The organism is Streptomyces sp. NPDC051567, from assembly GCF_044454165.1.
GTDB lineage: Bacteria > Actinomycetota > Actinomycetes > Streptomycetales > Streptomycetaceae > Streptomyces.
Genome location: NZ_JBITDK010000043.1, coordinates 18204 through 33689, shown reverse-complemented (window position 1 = coordinate 33689; position 15486 = coordinate 18204). Strand labels below are relative to the sequence as shown.

20 protein-coding genes are annotated in these 15486 nt (G+C 73.2%); 4 read left to right on the top strand and 16 right to left on the bottom strand.

Annotated elements, in window-relative coordinates; translation table 11 throughout:
• Nucleotides 1–156: 156 nt before the first annotated feature.
• From ACIA5F_RS29285 to ACIA5F_RS29210, 16 genes are all read right to left on the bottom strand, one after another.
• Nucleotides 157–2037, bottom strand: a complete 1881-nt coding sequence (locus ACIA5F_RS29285; RefSeq protein ID WP_399358162.1) for a DUF2637 domain-containing protein — start codon at nt 2035–2037, stop codon at nt 157–159.
• Nucleotides 2038–2508: 471 nt separating this feature from the next.
• On the bottom strand, nt 2509–2736 hold the full coding sequence (locus ACIA5F_RS29280) for a hypothetical protein (RefSeq protein ID WP_399358161.1): 228 nt from the start codon (nt 2734–2736) through the stop codon (nt 2509–2511).
• Between the two features lie 104 nt (nt 2737–2840).
• The gene (locus tag ACIA5F_RS29275) at nt 2841–3326 is read right to left on the bottom strand and encodes a hypothetical protein (protein ID WP_399358159.1); all 486 of its coding nucleotides are present in this window, start codon (nt 3324–3326) and stop codon (nt 2841–2843) included.
• An 84-nt stretch (nt 3327–3410) separates the two neighbouring features.
• Complete coding sequence (locus ACIA5F_RS29270) at nt 3411–4820, bottom strand: transfer protein (RefSeq protein WP_399358157.1); 1410 nt, start codon at nt 4818–4820, stop codon at nt 3411–3413.
• Entirely contained in the window at nt 4820–5638 is an 819-nt protein-coding gene (locus tag ACIA5F_RS29265) for a hypothetical protein (RefSeq protein WP_399358155.1), read from the bottom strand. Before ACIA5F_RS29265 ends, ACIA5F_RS29270 begins: the two co-directional genes overlap by 1 nt.
• A 69-nt stretch (nt 5639–5707) precedes the next feature.
• Nucleotides 5708–6121, bottom strand: a complete 414-nt coding sequence (locus ACIA5F_RS29260) for a hypothetical protein (protein WP_399358154.1) — start codon at nt 6119–6121, stop codon at nt 5708–5710.
• Nucleotides 6122–6123: 2 nt separating this feature from the next.
• Nucleotides 6124–7974: a hypothetical protein gene (locus ACIA5F_RS29255; protein WP_399358152.1), complete on the bottom strand. Its 1851-nt coding sequence runs from the start codon at nt 7972–7974 to the stop codon at nt 6124–6126.
• A 328-nt stretch (nt 7975–8302) separates the two neighbouring features.
• The gene (locus tag ACIA5F_RS29250; protein WP_399358150.1) at nt 8303–8524 is read right to left on the bottom strand and encodes a hypothetical protein; all 222 of its coding nucleotides are present in this window, start codon (nt 8522–8524) and stop codon (nt 8303–8305) included.
• On the bottom strand, nt 8524–8979 hold the full coding sequence (locus ACIA5F_RS29245; protein WP_399358148.1) for a hypothetical protein: 456 nt from the start codon (nt 8977–8979) through the stop codon (nt 8524–8526). Before ACIA5F_RS29245 ends, ACIA5F_RS29250 begins: the two co-directional genes overlap by 1 nt.
• 171 nt (nt 8980–9150) lie before the next feature.
• Nucleotides 9151–9465 carry a hypothetical protein gene (locus ACIA5F_RS29240; protein ID WP_399358146.1) on the bottom strand — a complete coding sequence of 105 codons (315 nt, stop codon included), beginning with the start codon at nt 9463–9465 and terminating at the stop codon, nt 9151–9153.
• Between the two features lie 13 nt (nt 9466–9478).
• Nucleotides 9479–9700, bottom strand: a complete 222-nt coding sequence (locus ACIA5F_RS29235; protein WP_399358145.1) for a hypothetical protein — start codon at nt 9698–9700, stop codon at nt 9479–9481.
• A gap of 3 nt (nt 9701–9703) precedes the next feature.
• Nucleotides 9704–9952 (bottom strand): hypothetical protein, encoded by a 249-nt coding sequence (locus ACIA5F_RS29230; RefSeq protein WP_399358143.1) that lies wholly within the window; start codon nt 9950–9952, stop codon nt 9704–9706.
• The gene (locus ACIA5F_RS29225; RefSeq protein ID WP_399358141.1) at nt 9949–10470 is read right to left on the bottom strand and encodes a WhiB family transcriptional regulator; all 522 of its coding nucleotides are present in this window, start codon (nt 10468–10470) and stop codon (nt 9949–9951) included. Before ACIA5F_RS29225 ends, ACIA5F_RS29230 begins: the two co-directional genes overlap by 4 nt.
• Before the next feature lie 109 nt (nt 10471–10579).
• Nucleotides 10580–10882 carry a hypothetical protein gene (locus ACIA5F_RS29220; protein WP_399358139.1) on the bottom strand — a complete coding sequence of 101 codons (303 nt, stop codon included), beginning with the start codon at nt 10880–10882 and terminating at the stop codon, nt 10580–10582.
• Nucleotides 10883–10985: 103 nt separating this feature from the next.
• A complete protein-coding gene (locus tag ACIA5F_RS29215) occupies nt 10986–11414 on the bottom strand; it encodes a hypothetical protein (protein ID WP_399358137.1) in 429 nt (142 codons plus the stop codon).
• Between the two features lie 368 nt (nt 11415–11782).
• On the bottom strand, nt 11783–12160 hold the full coding sequence (locus ACIA5F_RS29210; RefSeq protein WP_399358135.1) for a hypothetical protein: 378 nt from the start codon (nt 12158–12160) through the stop codon (nt 11783–11785).
• 187 nt (nt 12161–12347) lie between these two features.
• Between ACIA5F_RS29210 and ACIA5F_RS29205 the strand changes: the two genes are divergently transcribed.
• The 4 genes from ACIA5F_RS29205 (at nt 12348) to ACIA5F_RS29190 (ending at nt 15448) form a co-directional block, all read left to right on the top strand.
• Nucleotides 12348–12680, top strand: coding sequence for a GntR family transcriptional regulator (locus ACIA5F_RS29205; protein WP_399358133.1), 333 nt, complete (start codon nt 12348–12350; stop codon nt 12678–12680).
• Between the two features lie 153 nt (nt 12681–12833).
• The gene (locus ACIA5F_RS29200; protein WP_399358131.1) at nt 12834–14261 is read left to right on the top strand and encodes a helix-turn-helix domain-containing protein; all 1428 of its coding nucleotides are present in this window, start codon (nt 12834–12836) and stop codon (nt 14259–14261) included.
• A 21-nt stretch (nt 14262–14282) separates the two neighbouring features.
• Nucleotides 14283–14966, top strand: coding sequence for a RibD family protein (locus ACIA5F_RS29195; RefSeq protein ID WP_399358129.1), 684 nt, complete (start codon nt 14283–14285; stop codon nt 14964–14966).
• Nucleotides 14966–15448, top strand: coding sequence for a deaminase (locus ACIA5F_RS29190; protein WP_266505971.1), 483 nt, complete (start codon nt 14966–14968; stop codon nt 15446–15448). The genes ACIA5F_RS29195 and ACIA5F_RS29190 overlap by 1 nt, the downstream gene beginning before the upstream one ends.
• Nucleotides 15449–15486: the final 38 nt, after the last annotated feature.

Genomic DNA, 15486 nt, shown 5'->3' with positions numbered 1-15486 from the left:
GCCCCCCCCCGACGCGCCCGCCGCGCCCCCCCCCCCCCGCGCCCCCGCCCCCGCCCGCCCCCCCCCCCGCCCCCCCCCCCCCCCCCCCCCCCCCCCGCCGAGGGGGCCGCGGCCCCCCGGCGATATCAGCGCCGGGGGGCCGTACGTGCGGGGGCATCAGGCGGGCTGGGCGACGGCCTCGTAGTCGTCGGAGGCGATGAGGGCCTTGGCCGCCGACTGGTAGTCGGAGGCGGTGCCGGGCGAGACGTCGAGTTCGCTCTGGATGTCGGCGAGCGGGACGCGTGCGGCGTCGCCTCCGGCGGCGAGGATCATCCGGGCGACTCGCCGGATAGCACGGTCGCGGGGCTTGAGCTTGGCGGCGTCCTCCATCTCGATGGCGTGCGCCTCGATTTCGGCGGCGGCCCGGCGTGCTTCGGCGGCGGCCTGCTGGGCTTCGGCGGCGGCCTGCGCGGCCAGGGCCGTCTCAGTGGCGGCCCGCTGGGCGCGGAGGGTTTCTTCGGTGGTGCGCCGGTCGGCTTCGGCGGCGGCGCGGCGGGTTTCGGCAGCGGACTGTTCGATTTCGGCGGCGGCCTTGGCGGCTTCGGCCGCGGTCTGTGCGGAGATCGTGCCGTCGACCGCGGCGCGCTTCTTGCGGGTGTTCTCCTCGGTGGTGAGCCGGTCGGCTTCGGCGGCGGCGCGGCGGATTTCGGCTTCGGCCTGGTCGGCTTCGGCGGTGGCCCGCCGGGCTTCGGCGGCACGCCGGTCGGCTTCGGCTTCGGTCTTGGCGGCTTCGGCGGTGGCGGTGGCGGCCTGCCGGGTGCGGAGGGTTTCCTCGGCGGCACGCCGGTCGGATTCGGCTGCGGTCCGGCGGGCTTCGGCGGCGGCCTTCTCTTCTTCGGCAGCGCGCCGGGAGGCTTCGGCGGCGGCCTGGCGGGCCTTGGTGATGGTCTCGGTCTCGACGGCCATGGTCTCGGCGGCGGCGACCTTGTCGGCCTGGGCGGCTTCCTTCCGCTTCTCGGCCGCCCGGCGTTCCAGGTCGGCCGCGCGGAGGTCGGCGCCGGCCTTCTTCTCGCGTTCGTCGGCCTCCTCCCGCTCGGCGGAGGCCTGGCGGGCGCGGTCCTGGGCGGTCTGCGCCCGGTCGTGGGCCTGCCGCTCGATCTCGGCGACCCTCTGTGCGAGGAGGACCGCGCCTTCCGCCTCGGCGCGGGCGATGCCGGTCTGGCCGTCGACGGTGGCCGCGGTCTTGTCGACCTCGCCCTGGGCCAGGAGTTCCTTCCTCTGCGCGTCGTAGCCGGCGAGCTTCGTCGCGGACTCGACGGCCCGCTTGTGGCGCTTGTCGGCCTCCTCGCGTTCCCGGGCGGCCTGCTCCTGCACGGCGGGCAGGAGCAGGGCGCGGTCGACGGTGTAGCCGTGGGGGGCCATGGTCATGGGCAGCCGCTCGTCCGCTGTGGCCTTGGACAGGTCCCCCTTGTACTTGCGGGCCAGCCACTGCTCGTAACCGAGGAGTTCCTGGTCGCGGCGGATCATCTCCGGGTAGGAGTCGATCCGCCACAGCCGCATCCGGCAGTAGATCGCCCAGGTAGCACGCCAGTCGAGCGCCCACCGGATCAGCGGGATCGCATCGCGGCCGGGCCGGACGGGGCGCACGATGCGGTCGACGGCGTCACGGCCGACCTCGACCACGGAGATGAACAGGACGGGCACCAGGCCGTGCGCGGCCACGGCGAGGTAGTCGATGAACTCCCAGGCCCGGCCAGGGGCCGGGGTGACGGAGGCGGCGTTGAGGACGACGGTGGCGCCGGTCAGGAGCCAGACAGGGATGCGGATCCAGGCGATGGGGCGGCGCAGCCAGGCCATGACCAGGTCGATACCGATCAGCACCATGATGCCGACGTCCACCCCGACCGCGAACAGCCGGCCCCGGGTCAGGGAGCCGAAGTGCAGGCGCTCGAAAGCAAACCGGGCGACGCTCCCGAACGACAGGTAGAGGCCGAGGCCGCCCAGGCCCAGGGCCGCGATCACGATCCCGACGACCGCGGTCTTCTGCCACCCCGTCAACCCCTGCGGGAAGTTACCGGTTCCGGTTCCGCTTTCCGTCCCCGAAACCGGATCAGGTGCCCCCGAAACGGCGAGGTCCGTGCCCGAAACGGCGGAGGCCGTCCCTGAAATCCCGGCGTCCATGGCCGAACCGGCGGAAGCGATTCCGGGGGGCTGGGTGGGTGTTCCCGAAGCGGCCGGGCCCGTCCCCGAAACGGCGGGGCGTGCCCCCGAAGTGGGGGCGGGTGTTCCCGAAACGGGGGGCGTGGGGATGGGGGTGGGGTCGAAATCGGGGTCGGGGTCGGTGGTGGGGTGCCACCGGTCGAGCAGGGTCATCGGTGTCTCCGAGAGGGGTCGTGAGGCTGGCCCCGAAATGGCGGGGGCTGGCCCCAAAACGGCGGGGGCTGGCCCCGAAACGGGGACCGGTGGCCCCGGTTTCGAGGCCACCGGGCGGGAGGTATTCGAACGGTCGCGGGCCGGTCTGAGCGGCGGTCAGCTGGCGGGCAGGGGGCGGACGAGGTCGCGGTGGCCGCGGGCGGAGAGGGCGGCGCGGAGGTACTCCATGGCGGTCTCCTCGGTGATCCGGACGCCGTGGCGGGCGAATACGGCCGCCTGCACGCGGGCGGCGTCGAGGTCGGCGGGGGTGTGGAGCAGGGCGCTCTCGTACTCGCGGACCAGCTGGACGGTGACGGCGAGCAGACGGCGGTGGCGGAGCAGCATGAAGTCCTCCAGGCGGGTCGGGTGGGCGGTGCCTGGCCGGTACGGCCCGCGCGCCCCGCACCAGCCCGGGGGCGGGTGTGGAGCACGCCGGTCGCAGCGGCCGGTCAGCTGGTGGTGTTGCTGGTTCTGGCGAACAGGCCCTTCGTCGCGGTCGAGACGGTGGTGTTCTGCTGGTGGACCGGGGCGTTGTAGTGGTGGTGGTGCTCGCTGTGCGCGGACGCGGCCTTGGCGCGGCCGGCGGACTTCAGGAGGGAGCCGGCGGCGAGGAGCAGGGCGACGGGGGCGGCTCCGCCGACGGCGAGGGTGAGGGGGTCGACCTGGCCGAGCATCCACAGGACGAGGGAGGTGGCGCCGCCGGTGGAGAGGGCGGCGACGCTGCCGGCGAGCAGCAGGCCGGAGGTGTCGGTGGCGCGCTGGGACATCGGCGGCCTGCCGGGCTGGGCGACGGGCGGGGTCGGTCCGTGGGCGGGGAGCGGGGTGGTGTCGCGGTACGACGTGGTGTCCGCCGGACGGTAGGCGGCGTCGATGAGGCGGCGGGCCTCGGCGGCCGCGAGGGCGTCGGTGACGGGCAGGGGCTGCTGGGGCACCATGTGGTGCTCCTTCCGTGATCGGGGGCAGGCAGAAGCGGGGCCCCCGCGCTTCGGATGCCGGGGCCCTCGTCTGTGCTGGCGGGGTCAGGTGTGCGGGGCGGGGACGATGCGCGCGGTGCCGTCGGGGCGGGCGAGGTCGCCCTGGCCGCGCATGGTGCTGACGGTGGTGCGCAGGGTGCCGCGCCGGACGACCCGGCCGCCATCGGCGTCGAGGACGGCCAGGAGCTCCAGCTCGGTCATCCCGGCCGGGGGCAGGGCGGCGAGGATGCGCTGCGCGGTCGACATCGTCGCCGCGTCGAACTCCGGCTCCACCATGGTGAGTTCATCTACCGCCGGGGCGGTGGCCGGGGCGCCGCCGGCGCCCACCTGTCGGCCCGCCGCGCGTTCCTTGGCGGTCATGTAGGCGTCCAGGTCGATCGGGGTTCCTGGGGGCGTCTTGCCGCCGTAGAGGGCGAGGATGAGCGGGTCGTAGCCGGTGCAGGCGGCGATGGAGCCGACCAGGTAGGTGCGAGCCATGCTCGTCGGACGGCGCCCCGTCAGGTGGTAGAGCATCCCCTGGCTGTTCGGGTCCTCCTCGGCCGTCGGCGCGGTCTCGTTGTACCGGCGGACCCGCCGCACCTCACCGATGATTTTGGGGATGGGCTGGAGGGCCTCACCGCGGGGGACGAGGCCGTCGCCGACGAGCTGCTGCATCATCGCGGACGACCAGCGCAGCAGAATGACCTCGCCTTCCTTGAGCATGCCGCGCAGGGTGTCGCTGCCGCCGAGTTCGTCGAGGTGGGCGGCCTGCGCGGCGATGATGATGCCCACCCCGACGCTCCGGCCGGTCCTCCCCAGCTCCTTGATGAGCAGCGCGGCCTCGTCGCGGTGAGGTGCGTCTTTCTCCAGCAGCCGGTTGGCCTCGTCGATGATCGCGTACACCAGCGGGTCGGGGTCCCCGATGACGAACCCGCTCCGGCCCATCTCTGCGTAGACGGTCATGCGGCGTTCGGCCTCGGCGACCAGACCGCGGAGCATGAGGATCGTCTCGTACTGGGTGGTGACCCGGGTGGCGACCTGCCCGGCCGCTTCCGGCACCGACTGCCCGCGCTTGAGGTCAGCGAGGTGGACCACGATCCCGGACCGCTTGCAGGCGACCAGGAGCGCCTGGACCAGGCGGCTCTTGCCCGCGCCGGTCGTGCCGAAGACCGCGCCTCGCTGGGCGTTGCCGGTGCGCGGGTCGAAGAGCCGGAATCCCAGGCGCGATCCGTCGTAGTAGGTGCCGAGGGTGATGCGGCCACCGGCGTCCATCAGCAGGTCTGCCACGCTGATCTCGCGCATCGCCAGCAGCGGATTGGCCGGGTAGACGCGCACGATCGCCTCGCGCCCGGCGCCCTGCTCGAAGATCACCCGGCTGTAATCCGTGATCTTCAGCAGGTCACAGAGGGCCTCGTGGTCGTAACGCCGCACACCGCCCGCCGGGGTCCGCAGCACGTACTCGACTACCTCGGGCATCAGATCAGCTCCTTGCGCATCGTGTAGGTGGTGGCGTCGACCAGCTCGACGCCGGGCATGGCGGTGGCGGCGATGTCCGCCCACACCTCCGCCTCGGTGGCACCGTCCAGGCCGACGGCCTCGGGCCGCCGGCCCAGGACCACGAGCCGGACACCGGCCCCGCGCCCCGGTACCGGGCCGATGGTGATCAGGTCCTCGGGGATGTCCAGCAGCGCGGACAGGTCCGCGACGGCGATCTTCGGGACTGCGCGGCCGTGTTCGGCGGCGCCGATGACCAGGGCCAGGCACTCGTCGCTGACCTGCCGGTGGTCCAGGAGCACCGTGCCCGCGGCGACCCCGTCCTCGACGGCGACGTGCTCACCCCACCACTGCGCCTGGGCGGTCGCGTAGACGACGACGGGCGCCTCCTCGGCCGTCTCGTCCGCCGCGACGGCGAGCTCCTGGGCCAGCGCCTCGTCGGCGAGGGCGCGGGCGGTGAGGCCGGGGCGCAGCCACCAGGTCGCGCCGGTCCACGCCGCTGCGACGGCGATCTGCACGAGCACGGACAGCGAGCTGTCCGGCGCGAAAAAGCCTCCGGCGAGCAGGAGCGCGCAGCCGGTGTGCGGGGCGGTGTAGACGGCGATGGCGGTGGCGCGCACCGCCTGCGGGGCGTAGCGGATGCGGGGGTTGAAGGCGAGGCCGGTCCCTGCGGTGGCGGCGGCGGCGAGGATGCCGGGACCGGCGGCGAGGTCGGTGTCGAGGGCGAGAGTGAGGACCGCGGCCCCGGTGATGGTGGCGGCGCGGCCGGCTCCCTCGCGGACGCGGGCACGGGTGAGCATGGGCGGGTACCTCCGGGAACGGGGCAGGGCGGCCGGGGCCCGTGGGCTCCGGCCGCCCTGCGAAGGGGGTCAGCGGTTGGAGTAGTAGGTGCGGTCAGCGACCGCGCCCTGCTTGGCGACCATGGCGTCGTGGACGGGGCCGTAGTCCTGCTCGTGGCCTTCTTTCGCGGCCGTGAAGTCGCGGGCCATCTCCTCGGCCTCGATGGCCAGGGCCTCGGCGTCCGCGAGGACGCCGCGCATGACGGCGGCCGCGTCGCGGTGCGCGCTGACGACGGCGCCCTCGACCCACAGGGCGCTGGCGGTGTCGGCGAGGGTGTCGACCGAGCGGGCGCAGTCCTCGACGTAGGTGTAGGTGCCGCGGACGGCCTGGCTGAGCGCGAGCATGGCCATGGAGGCCATGCCGAGGCGGGCGGTGGCGACGGTGTAGGTGACGCCGTCGACGAACAACTCGACGGCCTTGGAGCCGATCCTGGCGAGTTCCATGGCTACTCCTTGTGGTAGGAGGCGGCGGCGGGTGCGGTGTGTCCCATGTCGCGGACCAGGTCGGCGACGGGCCGGTCGTGCTCGGCGGCGAGCTGCCCGGCCTGGGCGATCGCCTCCGAGGCGCGGGGCAGACCCGCCGCGACGGCGAGGGCCTTCTCCTCGACGACCTTGGCGCGCTCGATCAGCCGGGTGCACCAGCCGACCAGCACCCCCGGCACGAACTTCGACTCCAGCTCCGCTTTCAGGGCCTCGATGGCGCCGGCCAGGCGGTCGCAGCGCTCCGCGACGAGCAGGGCGTGCTCGGCGCCCGCGAGGATCTCCTGCGCCTGGTCCTCGTCGGCCTCGATGACGTCGTAGACCGTGAGGTCCGAGTCCGTGAACTGGGTGCTCGTCACCGGGACGGTGTGCTGTACGGCGCCGCTCAACGGCGTCGCCTCCTTCCTCCTGGGCCCCGGTACCGGGGCCGGAGCGGGCGGGCCGCCAGACCCTCCAGCGCCGCCCGGCCCGGCAGGCGGTGCAGGCGGGCCGGACGGCGTAGACGGCACGGTGGGGGTGGGGGTGGGGGTGGGGGTGGGCGGGCTGCCCGGCGGGAGCTGCCCGCGCCCCCGGGTGAGCGCCGCAGGACGGCGTGGCGGGTTCTTCGGCGGCATCGGATCGCGGGTGATCGTGGTCGAGTACGTGGCCTCCATGCCCGGGGGCGGGCGGAGCCAGGAGCCGTCCTCGCCCGGCGTCTGCCTCGGCGGCGTCTGCTCCCGCGTCCGGCGCGAGCGCGACCCCGGCCGGGACCCCGACGTACCCGCCGCCGGACCGGCCTTCGGCTTCTTCCTCCACCGCGGCTTCGGCTGTGACTTCGGCGACTGCCTGCCCCACCGCGACTTGCCCTTCGCCTCGGGCTTGGGCGTCGACTTGGGTTTGGCCTTCGCCTCGGGTTTGGCCGTCGGCTTCGGCTTCGGCTTCGTCACCGGCTCCAGGCCGCTACCGGGGGTGCGCGGCCCCTTGTTCTCCTTCTTGGTGTCCTTGTTCTCTTTCTTCTGGGGGGTCTTGTCCGGGCTGGTCGGGTCCGGCCGGCGTTTCGCGAGCCGGTCACGGGCCTTCTCCAGGGTGGTGCCGGGAGACCGCTTCCGCCGCTTGGCCTCGTCCTGCGCTTCCCGCTGCTTCTTGCGGGCGTCGGCCTGGGCGGCCTTCACGGCCTGGGCGCGGTCGCGGTCCCGCGCCCGGGTCTCCCGCCGCGCCGCCCGCAGCTGCTCGGCAGCCTCCTGCCGCGCCCGCTTCGGGTCAGCGGACCGGTCGGCCGCGGCGGCGGGCTTCTTCGGGGGCGGGCCGGGGAGCGGCCCCTTCTTCCCCGCAGACGGTCCGCCGCCCCCACCCGAACCGGAGCCGTTCCCGGCGCCCTTGCCGCTGTTCTTCTTCGCGCTGGCCCCGAACTCGGTCGGGGACTGCACCCGGGCCTTGGCGCGGGCCTGGGCGGCATCGCTGCTGATCTTGTGGAGGGCCGCGGCATGCTCCGCGCGGGCCGCGATCCCCTCCGCCGCGGCTTTCACGGCGGCGAGGCGGACCGGCGCCTGGTCCTCGAACCGCTGGCGGCGGTCGGCCAGCCACTGGGACATGCCGCGCAGCGCGGCCACGGCGATGCCGACCGCGACGAGCATCATGCTCCGGGCGCCCGCGCTCCCCTCCCCACCGCCGCCGTCGATGCCCTCCGAGCGCAGCACGAGCTCGTCCTGGGACGGCTCGGCGGCCGGCAGCGCCGGAACGGGCGGAGGCGGACTGGCGTGCTCGGGCACTGCCAGCACCGGTAGCAGCGCCCCGTCGTCATGTCCGTCACCGGCCGCGCCGGACGTGGTCTCGGCCACGGCCGCGGGTTCCGCGGGAGCGGTCGTCGGACGCCCGGCGGACGGCGGCGGGGAGGGGGGAAGCGGGGGCATGGGCGGGGGTGGGGGAGGAGGCGGGGGAGCGCCTCCGGTCGGCCGGAACGGGATCACCCGGCCCGGGCCCCGGACTTCATCGTCACTCATCAGATCTCCCAAAGAGGGTTGACAGACCGTGACTGCCTCGCGTACGCGCGCACGTGCCCGCGCGCCCGTGTGCCCGCGCCTCCGCATAATGCGTACGCGAGGCGGTCACAGCCCGGTTTGATCGGTTGATTGATTGACCGCCAGGAGCACCCGGCGGCCCGGCCGGTTACGTGTCGTAGCGGGCGACCCAGGCGGCCATCGACCTCGCGAGGTCGCTCCACGCCTCGTTGTCGCCGCCGCGTTCGCGGGCGGCGGCGACCGCGCGGGCCCGCTCCATCCACAGCTCGGCGAGCCCACGCTGACCACGCCCGGCCGCCTCGGCCTGTCTGCGCTCGAAATGAGCGCGGCGGTTCAGGGCCGTCCGCTCGGCCTTGGTCTGGGCGGCCATCAGGCCCCCTTCTGGAGGTCGGTGAACACCTCGGTGAACGTGCCCGGCTTCGTCGCGGGGGCCGCGCCGTCCGGCGCGGTCCCGATCGCCGCGGCCTGGCCGGCGGCCAGCTTCCGGCGGCGCTTCTCCTCCCGCCGCCGCGCGCGCTTCGCGGGCAGCTCCTCGTAGGAGCGCTCGTAGCGGGCGTTGAACGCGACCAGGTCGCTGACCGCGCGCTCGACGTCGTCGGCGGCCTTGTAGAGCGGCCGGGTCACGCGCCGGGCCCGCACCCACGCCTGACCCGGGACGTCGCCCTCGATGGCGTCGATCTCACCGACCAGCGCCTCGACCTCACGGGCCAGGCGCCGCAGGTCGTCGACGACCGGGAGGAGCTGCGCGCGGCGCTGCTCGATGTGGATGGCCCGGTTTCGGGGGACGGTGAGGTGGGCGGCGGTCCATTTCTCGGCACTGCTCACGGGTTTCTCCTCGCGGTACGGGGCGGGACTGGGGGAGTCGGTTCTCCGGCGGTGCCCGTACCGCGAGCGATCGGGGGCGGGCACCGCTGGAGAGCCGCCGGACCGGACCGCACGGGGGCGGGTCCGGTCCGGACGGGGGTTCAGGCAGCGGGCCCGGAAAACGGGGTGCCGCTACCAGCCGTTGACGAAGGCGTCGAAGTGCCGGGCGCCCCGGCGGGCGGCGGCCGCGTGCTCCCGGGAGTCCTGGGCGCCGCGCGCCCAGATCCCGGCGGCCAGGGCGTAGCCCTGGGCGGTCAGCCGGTCGGACTCCCGCTGCTGCGAGGCCGCGCTCAGGCCGAAGTCGACGGCGAGCGCCGCCATCTCCGCCACGCTGTATTCCGGCGGGCAGAGCTCGGAGAGCACGAGGTACTCGTCGTGGTCGGCGGCGGTCCAGGTGACCGGGTCACCGTGCACAGCGCGGAAGTCGGCGGGCTTCATGATCGTCACTACTTCTCCTCGGTCAGAGGGACGGCGCCGCCCCGGCAGGGGCGGCGCCTGGTGCGGGGTGGAGGTCGACGACCCGGTGCCTGGTCTCCCACGCGGCCGCGGCCGCCAGCGCGGCGGCGGCGATCAGCACGAGGGTGACCGGGTGGTCCGGGCCTTGGGCACGGGCGGCCCGCCCGGCACACTGCGGCGCGCGGCGGGCGGCCCGTATCCGGGGGTGAGGGTCAGCCGCGGGCACTGCTCAGCAGTAGCCGCACGAGATGTCGCTGTCGCCGTTGAGGCAGCCGCAGCTCGGGCAGGCCCACGAGGTCAGCGCCCTGATCAGGCGGGCGCGGCGTCCGGCGGTCGCGGCGCGCTGGTCGCCGTCGGCCACCAGCCGGCGGACCAGGCGGTGGAAGTTGTCGGTCTCGTCCCGCTCGTAGCCGCGGGCGTCGTCCCCGCTCTCGATGTCGTCGATCGTCCCGGCGCGGGGGGTGAGGGTGGTGGTCATGCCGCTACCCCCCATCCGGCGCGGGCGCGGCGGGCGGTACGGATCTCGTGGATCTGGTCGGCGAGGGTGCGAATCCGCTGGTGCTGCGCGGCGCCCCGTGCCGGGACGCGGGGGTCGGGGGACCTGCGGGCCTCGGTCCGCAGCTCGCCCGCCAGGGTGTCGAGGAGGCGGCCCTCGGTGTCGCGGTCCGCGGCGACGGCGGCGGCCAGGCGCACGGCCTGGTCTTCGCGGAGCGTGGCGAGTTCGGTGCCGGCCAGGCCACCGCGGACCAGCTCGTCGACGAGCTGGTTGCCGTCGCCGTCGCGCAGGGCCAGCTCGGCGCACGCCGCGCGGACCGGGCAGCCGGCGCAGAGACGGACCGCGTCCGCCCGGCGGAGCTGCCAGTCGGCCTGGTGCTCGCCGTCGGCGCGGAAGAAGAGGTCCGCGTCCGCCGGGGTGCAGCGGGCGCCGGAGTCGATCGCGGCCTGGAGCACGGCCCGGCGGGTGTGCCGGGCCTGAAGAGATGTCATCCTGTTCATCGGTGCAACTCCTTGAGCGAGGTGTTGTCCGTACGAGCGGCCCCGCCCCACGTGTTCGAGCACGCGGAAACTGCGGGGCCGCTCCCCGTTGGCGGGGAGATTGTGCAGGTCAGGCGGTGTGGGTGATCCGGTTGGTGCAGGGGGTGTACTGGCCGTCGCGGTAGACCCGCCCGGCGCCGTGACAGACGCCGCACTCGGCGGCGGCCTGGTCGGCGGCCCGGCGGCGGGCGTACTCGGCCAGGCCGGTGAAGGCGGCGGACCGGCGGCTGTTCGCCGCGTAGAGGGCGATCTCGTCGTCCGCCGTGTGGTGGGCGGAGCGGGTACTGCCGGTGTCGGTGAGCACGATCCGGCGGCCGATCTCGTACAGCTCATCGGCCTCGGCCAGCCAGTGCACGGCCTTCTTCACGGTCATGGTGGTCCCGTCTCTGGGGAGCTGGCTGTTCGTACGAGCAGCCACGGCCCGGCCGCCCCCGTGCTGCGGGGGCGGCCGGGCCGTGGTCGATCGTTCGGGTGGCTCAGCGTGCGGGGGTCTGGCGCATCCGGTGCAGCGGCGTCACCGGCTGGTGGTGCGACCTTTTGACCCGGGTGGCCCGCCGGGCGTCGGGCGAGACGGCGTCGGGGGAGTCGATGACGGGCGCGTCCGGGATGGACACCGTGGGGAGCTGGGCCTGCCACTCGGCGACGGTGAGGTCGATGGTCACGGGCCGGCCGGACCCGGGGCAGCGGGGCACGTGGGCGATGGGGCCCGTGGTCACGCGGGGCAGGCCCGGGTGGGGCTTGGGCTGACGGGGGCGGGGCGATCGGTGGGGCTGGACCATGCCGCGCCGGATGGGCTGCCACTGATCACAGTCGGGACACCTCAGCGAGCGGCGCTCGCCGGTGAGCGCGATGTGGTCGGGGGGAAGCTGGCTGAGCAGGAGCGGAGCGCGAAGGCTCGGACGCATGAGGGACTCCCTGAACAGACGGGTGCGGGTAGTGGGGTGCGTTCTCCGGCAGCGCCGCGGCCCAGGCGACCGGGCGGTCGCGGGATGCGGCGTGCGGGGCAGCGCACCCGCGATTGCGGGGGCGGTGCAGAAGAAAAAGGGGGGGTGCGGTCTGTGTGAAGGGCCGGGGATCTCGTAGGCGTCACCCGGCTCTCTGGGCAGAGCCGCTATGGAGTTCTCAAGACAGCGAGTGCTTCCTTCCGCCCCCTGTTCAGGGGCGTCCGGGCGGTATTCAGGGGACCGAGGGTCCGGCTCCCACATCCGGCGCCGCCAGGGGCGGTTCCGGGTGAAGGAGCCGGGTCCGAAGACCCGGCGGTGGTACGGGAGAGTCAGGCCGCGATCGGGAGGGACGCGGTGGCCGACGGCGCGATGCGCAGCTGCGTGGCGTAGGGGATGAGGACGTCGACCAGGCGCTCGCGCACCCGCTCGGTGATCGACGGGTCGGTGGCGAGGATGTCGCGGGCGGCGAGCATTCGGTTCTCGCGGGCCTCGATCGCGGCGATGGCGGCGGTGATGTCCAGGCCGTCCAGCTGCTCGTGGGGAAGGGGGCCGGCGGCGTACATCTCCAGCGGCGTACCGAACGCAACGTCCAGGTCGACGTTGCCGAAGTCGGGGAGCGGCACCTCGACGGCCTCCAGGAGGGCGAGCGTTTCCGCGTCGAAGGTCTCGGTGGCGAGGCTGGCGGCGGGGCGGCTGGTGGTGTTCATGGGGTGGTGCTCCCTTCGAGTTCGGGCTCTACGTGATCCCAGGAAGTGGCAGGTGGGGGCCTTTGCCGCCCCGCTCACCTTGTCGACATACCTAACTTAGCTGATAGAGTTGGGGTCGTGTCAAGTACTTGATTGAGGAAGCTATGGAAGCTAGCTAAGACGAGGGGGTCGACCTACGATGTCGCTCATGAGCAACGAGGCCGTGCAGCCGTACCAGCGAATCGTTCAGGATGTCCGCGACAAGATCCGTTCCGGCCGCTGGACCGCCGGGACGAAACTGCCGAGCGGACGTGAGCTGACAGAGGAGTACGGCGTCGCGGCCGGCACCGTGCAACGGGCCCTGACGGAGCTGCGCACTGCGGGGCTCATCTACTCCCACCAGGGACGCGGCTCCTTCGTCGCGGAGGCCGCCTCCGAGTCCAGCGAGGACTCGACTGTTCGCGCCCTCAAGGCCCTTGAGGAGCAGGTGGCCGACCTCGCCGCACGCCTCGAGCGGATGGAAAAGGGCCGAAGCGACTGACGTCCTTCCTCGCGTCCCGTTGCGCATGTTCGTCCCTCCTTGGCCGGTCCAACTTCGTTAGCAAAGTTGTAGGCCCGACCACGGAGCTGGTTCTAGGTCTGACATGTGTCCCGCCGCTGGACACACCGATAGGAGACATGGAGGGGGATCAGCGTGGGGCAGAAGCCGAACGTTCTGACCCCGGAGGCATCGCCCCTGGACCGCTTCGGATACACGGTTCGAGACCTCCGCGAGCGCCGCAGCCTCAGCCTGCGGGGCCTCGCGGAAGCCACCTTCTGCTCGTACTCCAAGCTGTGGAAATGGGAGAACGCGAAGCGTGCTCCGCTGGAGCGCTCCGAGGTCGAACAGCTGGACCGCGTACTCAACGCCCAGGGCCTGCTGATCGAGCTGTGGGAACGGATTGGCACGCATGATTCGCCCCAGGCCCATGTGTCCGCTTCAGGGCTCCATGTGTCCGAATCATCGGTGGCCCTGGCCATGGCCGCATCCCAGCAGGCAACGTCGGACGATGAGGGGACCTTTGTCCCCGCTCGTCTACGGGATGGATCGGTGGTTTTCGTGGCACTCGATCGACGCGCGATGCTGCGTGGCGGGATGGGGCTCGGTGCAGCGGCTGCACTGGGCGGGGGGACACCGGCAGCCGCCAGCCCCCTCGCGGGGCTGACACGGCCTGCCCGATCGGCTTCCGCCTACAGCGGCACGCCGGTGGAACACTTCCAGCGTGCGCGCCGTCTGCTGATCGACAGCGACAACCTCCTTGGCCCCAGCCGAGCCATCGCGGCCGCCCGCCAGCACATCGAGGACATCAAGGCCCTGCGCCAGGATGCGAAGGGCACCGATCGTCACGCCCTCATGGAACTCCAGACGCAGTACGCGGAATTCGCCTCCTGGCTCTACCAGGACCTGGGCGACTTCAACAGCGCGCAGTTCTGGCTCGATCGGGCGTTCCAGTGGAGCCACACCGTCGGGGACAGCGACCTGACCTCGTACGTGATGGCCCGCAAGGCACAGCTCGCCGGCGAAATGCGCGACCTGGTCGACGTCGTCGACCTCGCCGAAGCGGCGCAGCGTATGGCCCGCCCCCGCAGCCGGCTCGCCGCCGTCGCCCGGACCTACGAGTCGTACGGGCACGCGTTGCGCGGTGAGTCGACCGACAGCGAGCGCGCGATCGACGACGTACGCAACGCTCTCGATCGCGTCTCCGGCGACACGACCCCCTGGGGCGTGTGGCTGAACGAGCAGTACGTACAGGTGCACCGGGCGCAGAGCCTGGAGGTGCTGGGCAAGCACGCGGAGGCCGCCGAGATTTTCACCAGCGCCATCAAGGCACTGCCCGACGGCTACCACCGCGACCGAGGCGTCTACATGGCTCGGGCCGCAGTGGCTCACGCCGGTGCTGGCGCGCCCGACCAGGCCGCCGCGGTCGGCCTCCAGGCCCTGACCGTCGCCAACGACACGGGCTCGGGCCGGATCGTCCAGGAGCTCGCGCGTCTCGACAAGGCGTTGGTGCCTTGGCAGCGCCAGCCCGAGGTCGCGGAGTTCCGCGCGCACTTCGACGGCACACTCGCCCACGAATCCTGAGCAGAACGGATCACACCACCTATGACCACGCGTCCGTACGTCATCCTCTCCGCTGCCATGTCGGTCGACGGCTACTTGGACGACGCCAGCCCCGAGCGGCTGCGCCTGTCCAACGCAGCCGACTTCGACCGCGTCGACCAGGTCCGCGCGGAGTCCGACGCCATCCTGATCGGCGCAACGACCATGCGGAAGGACAACCCGCGCCTCCTGGTCAACAGCGAGGAGCGCCGGGCTCAGCGCGTTGCCCAGGGCAAGCCGGCCTACCCGCTCAAGGTCACGGTCACCCGTACCGGGGACCTCTCCGCCGACCTCAATTTCTGGCACCACGGCGGCGAGAAGCTGGTCGTCACCGTCGACGATGCGGTGGAGAAGGTGCGCGCCACCCTCGCCGGCCTTGCCGACGTCGTCAGCGTCGGCCCGGAGCTCGACTGGGGCCTGGTCCTCGATGAGCTCGGTCGCCGGGGCGTCGGCCGGCTCATGGTGGAGGGAGGCGGCACCATCCACACCCAGCTCATGGCCGCGAACCTCGCCGACGAAGTACACCTGGCCATCGCGCCCTTGCTGGTGGGCCAGCCGGAGGCGGCGCGATTCCTGGGCGCCGCCGACTACCCCGGCGGATCGACAGCCCGGATGAAGGTGCTGGAGATCCGGGCGATCGACGACGTCATCTTCGTCCGCTACTCCCCGAAGGAGCGCACCGCCTGATGTACGCACCCGACCGAGCCCAGGACCTGCGCTGGATACAGCGTGCAATCGACCTCGCTGCGCTGTGCCCTCCGGCCGCCGGCGCCTACTCGGTCGGGGCGGTCATCGTCGGCGAGGATGGCACCGAGCTGGCGTCCGGCTACTCCCGCGCGACCGGCCCCCGCGAGCACGCGGAGGAAGTCGCCCTCGCCCAACTCCCCCAGGACGACCCGCGCCTCGCGGGCGCCACGATCTACAGCACGCTGGAGCCCTGCTCCCAGCGCAGCGCCTCCCGTACGCCCTGTGCCCGGCGAATCCTCGAGGCCGGCATCCCGCGCGTCGTCATCGCTTGGCGCGAGCCGAGCCTGTTCGTCGACGACTGCGTCGGCTACGAGCAGCTGGTGGAGGCCGGGGTGGTTGTGGTGGAACTGCCCGAGTTGACGGCGGCCGCGAAGGCGACCAACTCCCACCTGCCGGGCTTGGGCGAGGCAGGGTCGCGTTGAACGCATCGACGCTCGCGGTAGCAGGCGGCCCCGTCGGA

Bases quoted from the DNA above. Each gene is read 5' to 3' on its own strand.
- ACIA5F_RS29190 (WP_266505971.1), top strand. From the start codon at position 14,966: ATGTACGCACCCGACCGAGCCCAGGACCTGCGCTGGATACAGCGTGCA.
- ACIA5F_RS29220 (WP_399358139.1), bottom strand. From the start codon at position 10,882: ATGACCGTGAAGAAGGCCGTGCACTGGCTGGCCGAGGCCGATGAGCTG.
- ACIA5F_RS29250 (WP_399358150.1), bottom strand. From the start codon at position 8,524: ATGGCCGCCCAGACCAAGGCCGAGCGGACGGCCCTGAACCGCCGCGCT.
- ACIA5F_RS29270 (WP_399358157.1), bottom strand. From the start codon at position 4,820: ATGCCCGAGGTAGTCGAGTACGTGCTGCGGACCCCGGCGGGCGGTGTG.
- ACIA5F_RS29280 (WP_399358161.1), bottom strand. From the start codon at position 2,736: ATGCTGCTCCGCCACCGCCGTCTGCTCGCCGTCACCGTCCAGCTGGTC.
- ACIA5F_RS29260 (WP_399358154.1), bottom strand. From the start codon at position 6,121: ATGGAACTCGCCAGGATCGGCTCCAAGGCCGTCGAGTTGTTCGTCGAC.
- ACIA5F_RS29215 (WP_399358137.1), bottom strand. From the start codon at position 11,414: ATGCGTCCGAGCCTTCGCGCTCCGCTCCTGCTCAGCCAGCTTCCCCCC.
- ACIA5F_RS29230 (WP_399358143.1), bottom strand. From the start codon at position 9,952: ATGACCACCACCCTCACCCCCCGCGCCGGGACGATCGACGACATCGAG.
- ACIA5F_RS29275 (WP_399358159.1), bottom strand. From the start codon at position 3,326: ATGGTGCCCCAGCAGCCCCTGCCCGTCACCGACGCCCTCGCGGCCGCC.
- ACIA5F_RS29205 (WP_399358133.1), top strand. From the start codon at position 12,348: ATGAGCAACGAGGCCGTGCAGCCGTACCAGCGAATCGTTCAGGATGTC.
- ACIA5F_RS29195 (WP_399358129.1), top strand. From the start codon at position 14,283: ATGACCACGCGTCCGTACGTCATCCTCTCCGCTGCCATGTCGGTCGAC.
- ACIA5F_RS29225 (WP_399358141.1), bottom strand. From the start codon at position 10,470: ATGAACAGGATGACATCTCTTCAGGCCCGGCACACCCGCCGGGCCGTG.
- ACIA5F_RS29265 (WP_399358155.1), bottom strand. From the start codon at position 5,638: ATGCTCACCCGTGCCCGCGTCCGCGAGGGAGCCGGCCGCGCCGCCACC.
- ACIA5F_RS29210 (WP_399358135.1), bottom strand. From the start codon at position 12,160: ATGAACACCACCAGCCGCCCCGCCGCCAGCCTCGCCACCGAGACCTTC.